At 60.9% G+C, this 4,749-nt stretch carries 3 protein-coding genes and 1 pseudogene; 3 read left to right on the top strand and 1 reads right to left on the bottom strand.

Features of this window, described 5'->3' with window-relative positions; genetic code table 11:
• The first annotated feature begins 207 nt into the window (after positions 1-207).
• Positions 208-1,656 (top strand): YfcC family protein, encoded by a 1,449-nt coding sequence (locus AC2VNO_RS16600; protein WP_486935172.1) that lies wholly within the window; start codon positions 208-210, stop codon positions 1,654-1,656.
• Positions 1,657-1,786: 130 nt separating this feature from the next.
• Here the strand turns inward: AC2VNO_RS16600 and puuE are convergent, their stop codons facing one another.
• Positions 1,787-2,719: an allantoinase PuuE gene (gene puuE / locus AC2VNO_RS16595; protein ID WP_486935171.1), complete on the bottom strand. Its 933-nt coding sequence runs from the start codon at positions 2,717-2,719 to the stop codon at positions 1,787-1,789.
• A gap of 605 nt (positions 2,720-3,324) precedes the next feature.
• Here puuE and AC2VNO_RS16590 point away from each other — a divergent pair.
• Positions 3,325-4,068 (top strand): aspartate/glutamate racemase family protein, encoded by a 744-nt coding sequence (locus tag AC2VNO_RS16590; protein ID WP_486935170.1) that lies wholly within the window; start codon positions 3,325-3,327, stop codon positions 4,066-4,068.
• 106 nt (positions 4,069-4,174) lie between these two features.
• Positions 4,175-4,666 (top strand): annotated as a pseudogene (locus tag AC2VNO_RS16585) (cytosine permease); the annotation flags it as partial.
• Positions 4,667-4,749: the final 83 nt, after the last annotated feature.

The following is a 4,749-nucleotide window of genomic DNA, read 5'->3' as shown; positions in this document are numbered from 1 at the left end:
GTCCGCAAAAAAGCTCTCCTCTAACCCGGCCACAGCGCCGAGTGCGCGCCACTAGGCGTCATTATTCTGTACCCACAATGAGCGGAAGGAATCGCCATCGATACCCGGCCTTACCGTCTCCGCCATCTCCCCGCGACGCTCGCTTCTCGAAGCGAAACAGCGCCGCATCACTATAGCGAGATCATCAACAACAACGCGAGGTGCCCCATGACGAAACCCACTCCCTCAAACAGCCCAACAGGAGCCCAAGACTCCAGGCGGTCTCATTGGCAGATACCGCATATCTACGTCATCCTCTTCGTATTCATTGCCATGGCAGCCGTGGCGACCTATTTCGTGCCTGCCGGCCAGTACGAGAGAGTGCCCGGGCCCGAAGGCCGCACCACCATCGACGCAGAATCGTTCCAATACGTCGAGCAGAACCCGACGAGCCTCGTCGACTTCATGCTGGCGATACCCAATGGCTTGATGAGTGCCGGTGAAGTCGTGTTCTTCACCTTCATGATCGGCGGCATGTTCATGGTGCTGCGCCGTACCGGCATCATCGAAATCGGAGTCGACAAGCTGAGCCGCCGCTTCGCCAATCGAAGCCTGTTGATGATTCCGGTCTTGATGACGGTCTTTGCTCTGGTCGCAACGATCATTGGCACCCAGGAGCTGGCCCTGGTTTACGTGCCGGTCATTCTGCCGTTGATGATTGCCCTGCGCTTCGACTCGGTAACCGCAGCGGCCGTGGCACTGTGCGCCACCACCGCCGGGTTCGCTTCGGGTGTACTCAATCCGATCAATACCGGGCTCGGTCAGCAGCTCTCCGACCTGCCGCTCTACTCCGGCTTCGGCCTGCGAGCGACCGCCTTTGCCATCATTCTGGGCGCCGCCATCTACTTCGTCATGCGCTATGCGCGCCAGGTTCGCGACAACCCCGAGTTGAGCCTGATGGCGGGCGACGAAACGGAAGAGGAAAAGCGCTCGCTCTACCAGCACGCCACTGATGAGGGAGCTCTGACCGCCAACGGTCGCCAGAAACTGGCAGCGGTCGCCACCTTCGCCTTCTTCGGCCTGCTGGTCTACGGCGTGCTGCGCCAGGGCTGGTTCATGATGGAGATGGCCGGACTGTTCATCATCATGGGCATCGTCGTCGGTCTCATCGCCGGCTTGAGTACCACGGCCATCAGCGAAGCCTTCAACAAGGGCTTCCGCGACGTGCTGGTGGGCGCCATGATTGCCGGCGTGGCCCGTGGCGTAGCCGTAGTGCTGGAAGATGGCCAGATCATGGATACCCTGGTCATGGGACTCGGCAGCTTGGTTGGCGAACTGCCGACCATACTGTCGGCCATCGGCATGTACTTCGCACAGCTGGCCTTCAACTTCGTGGTGCCCTCGGGCAGCGGGCAGGCCCTGGTTACCATGCCGATCATGGCCCCTCTCTCCGACCTGATCGGCGTGACCCGCCAGACCGCCGTGCTGGCCTTTCAGCTCGGTGACGGCATGGGCAATATCCTCTACCCCACTTCCGGCTATTTCATGGCAACTCTCGCCATTGCCGGCGTGCCTTGGCAGAAGTGGGTGAAGTTCTTCTTCCCACTGTTCTGTCTCTGGGTAGCGATCGCCATCGGCTTCCTGGCTTTCGCACAAGCCACCCAGTGGACCGGCTGAGCTCCTACGCTCTAGCCACCCACTGCCCTGCCAGGCCCTGTCCGGCATCGCCGGCCAGGGTCTTGTCAGGGTGGCCGGCACCCTCACCGGGACCTCCGCGTTCATCAGGGTCTCAGCGCTCGCCACTTGCTCATCGTGCCGGCGCCGGATGATGCTCGATCCAATGTCGCGCGATGTCCACCCGCCGGGTAACCCAGACCCGGTCATGAGCCTCGATATGATCGAGGAAGCGCTGCAGGGCGCGGAAGCGGCCGGGGCGGCCGAGCAGCCGGCAGTGCATGCCCACCGAGAGCATCTTGGGCGACTCCTCGCCTTCCGCGTAGAGCACGTCGAAGGCGTCGCGCAGGTAGGTGAAGAAGTGGTCGGCGGTGTTGAAGCCCTGGGGCGCGGCGAAGCGCATATCGTTGCTGTCCAGGGTGTAGGGCACGATCAGATGGTCGTGCTCGACGCCCTGACTGTCCGCCTCTCGGGTCCAGAACGGCAGATCGTCGCCGTAGTAGTCGCTGTCGTAGAGGAAGCCGCCCTCGTCGAGGACCAGCCGCCGGGTGTTGGGGCTGTCGCGTCCGGTGTACCAGCCTTGGGGCTTCTCGCCGTAGAGGTGCTGAAAGATCTCCATGGCACGCTGCAGATGCTCGCGCTCGACGTGCTCAGGGAGTTCTTGATAGTGAATCCAGCGGTAGCCATGACAGGCGATCTCGTGGCCCAGCTCCTTGAACGCCTGAGCCACCTCCGGGTGACGCTCCAAGGCCATGGCCACGCCGAACACCGTCAGCGGCAGGCCGCGCCGTTCGAATTCGCGCAGGATGCGCCAGACGCCGGCCCGCGAGCCATACTCGTAAATCGATTCCATGCTGAGGTGGCGGGCGGGATAGGAAGCCGCGCCGATGATCTCGGAGAGAAACTGCTCGGAGCCGGCGTCGCCATGCAGCACGCAGTTCTCGCCACCCTCTTCGTAGTTGAGCACGAACTGTACGGCGATCTTCGCCCGCCCCGGCCAGTTGGCGTGGGGTGGGTTACGGCCGTAGCCGACCAGGTCGCGGGGATAGTCACGGCTAACGCTCATCTCAGTACCCTTCCTCTTGTTCTGTATTGCCCGTGGGATGCCGGGCCCAGGCGGCTTCACGCGCAAAGTGTATACAATTAAGAAAATAGACTGTATCCAACCTTGTTGCAACCAGCCCATGTGAGTCTGAAGTTGGCCACCAACCTCTCCGGAGCCAGCTGACTGCGGGCGCCCTAGGTCGAACCACGCACTTTAGGGAACCAAAGGCGAGCCGCTGCAGATGAGTACAAGCATGGCAGGATTTTTTGTATACAAAAATAGTCGTAAGAGCAAGCGCAGAGTATGGCTCGATGATTGGCCTCTCTCCCTCTCTCCCTCTCTCCCCCCTTCTCTAACGGTACCAAAGCCAGTACGTCCAATGGTGCGGCAATAACTGTATACAATAAATACCCAACCCGTATCCCTTGAGAACCTACGAAGCGATACCTTAGACCTAAGCATTAGACAGTAGAGCTTTCCCAGACTTCGCAATACGAACTCAAGTTACTGATATATAAGAATATATAAAGAATACCATAGCCATCACAAATTTCTTGCGCTGCGCTTCGACAACCACTATTTTGTGTACAAAGACCATTATCATTGTTCACAAAGCCGGAGGCCGTATGCGACTGCGCGTCATCAACCCCAATACCACGACCGATATGACTCGCAAGATCGGAGAAGCGGCGCAGCGGATCGCCGCCCCCGGTACCACTGTGGTAGCGACTCAGCCAGCGGACGGACCGGTATCCATCGAGAGTCACTTCGATGAAGCGATTAGCGCCGTGGGTGTTCTCGAAGAGGTGCTGGCAGGAGAGCGAGATGGCACCGATGCCTATGTCATCGCCTGCTTCGGCGACCCCGGCCTGTTGGCTGCCCGAGAGCTGACCCGAGCCCCGGTAATCGGCATTGCCGAGGCGGCCTTCCATGCCGCCAGCCTGATCAGCACCCGCTTTTCAGTGGTCACTACGCTGTCGCGTACCGGCATCATCGCCGAGCACTTACTGGAACAGTACGGCTTTCGTCACCACTGCCGCCGGGTGCGAGCCGCCGAGATTCCCGTTCTCGATCTGGAAGAGAACGGCTCGGCAGCACTGGATCGCATCATCGAAGAGTGCCGGCGGGCCCGCGACGAAGATGGCATCGGCGCCATCGTGCTTGGCTGCGGTGGCATGGCCGATCTGACCCAGACCATTTCTCGCGAGGTGGGCCTGCCAGTGGTCGAAGGCGTCACCGCCGCGGTCAAGCTGGCCGAGGCTCTCGTGGGGCTGGGGCTAGGCACCAGCAAGCATGGCGACCTGGCTTTCCCACGCCCCAAACCCTTCACCGGCCGTTTCGAGGGGTATTCCCACCTGACCCAACGCTGATCGCATCACGACAACGACAAAACGCACCTTGAGCACGTCACGCCAAGCCCGCTGGCAACAGCGGGCACAAACACAACACAGAGCAACGACCTGCGAGGACATACCCATGCAACACACCAACCCACACGGCACGGCGGCCGAACCGGCACCCCTGGGAGCAGCTGCACCTGGAGTCTCCAAGGCGCTGGGGGAGGAATCGCTGGCGCCGCAGAAGACCCGTATCATGGGTCGCACTTCCTACTTCCTGGCCTGGTTCGGCGGCTGCGTCTCCATTGGCACGTTCGCCATGGGCTCCAGCGTGGTCGGTACGTTGAACCTGATCCAGGCAACCATGGCGATAGCGATCGGCTGCTTCGTCATCGGAATCGCACTGGCCATCAATGGCGCCGCCGGCTACAAGTACGGCATCCCCTTCATGGTCCAGGCCCGCAGTGCGTTCGGCTTCGCCGGCACGCGCATTCCCGGCCTGGTTCGCGCAGTGCCCGCGGTGGTGTGGTACGGCTTCCAGAGCTGGATCGGCGCCGGCGCGCTCAACATGGTGTCGGCCACCCTGTTCGGCTTCGACAATCTGATCTTCTATTTCAGGGTATACGGATTTAATGGTTGATGGGGCACCTTCACCCCATCAATCTGATACCACCCTCAGATGGTTGATAGATCGACTCCGTAGTTGAGTTCCTC

The organism is Halomonas sp. TH-94 (genome assembly GCF_057473365.1).
Note: the sequence above shows the minus strand (reverse complement) of the source record. Positions and strands in the feature narration are given on the sequence as shown.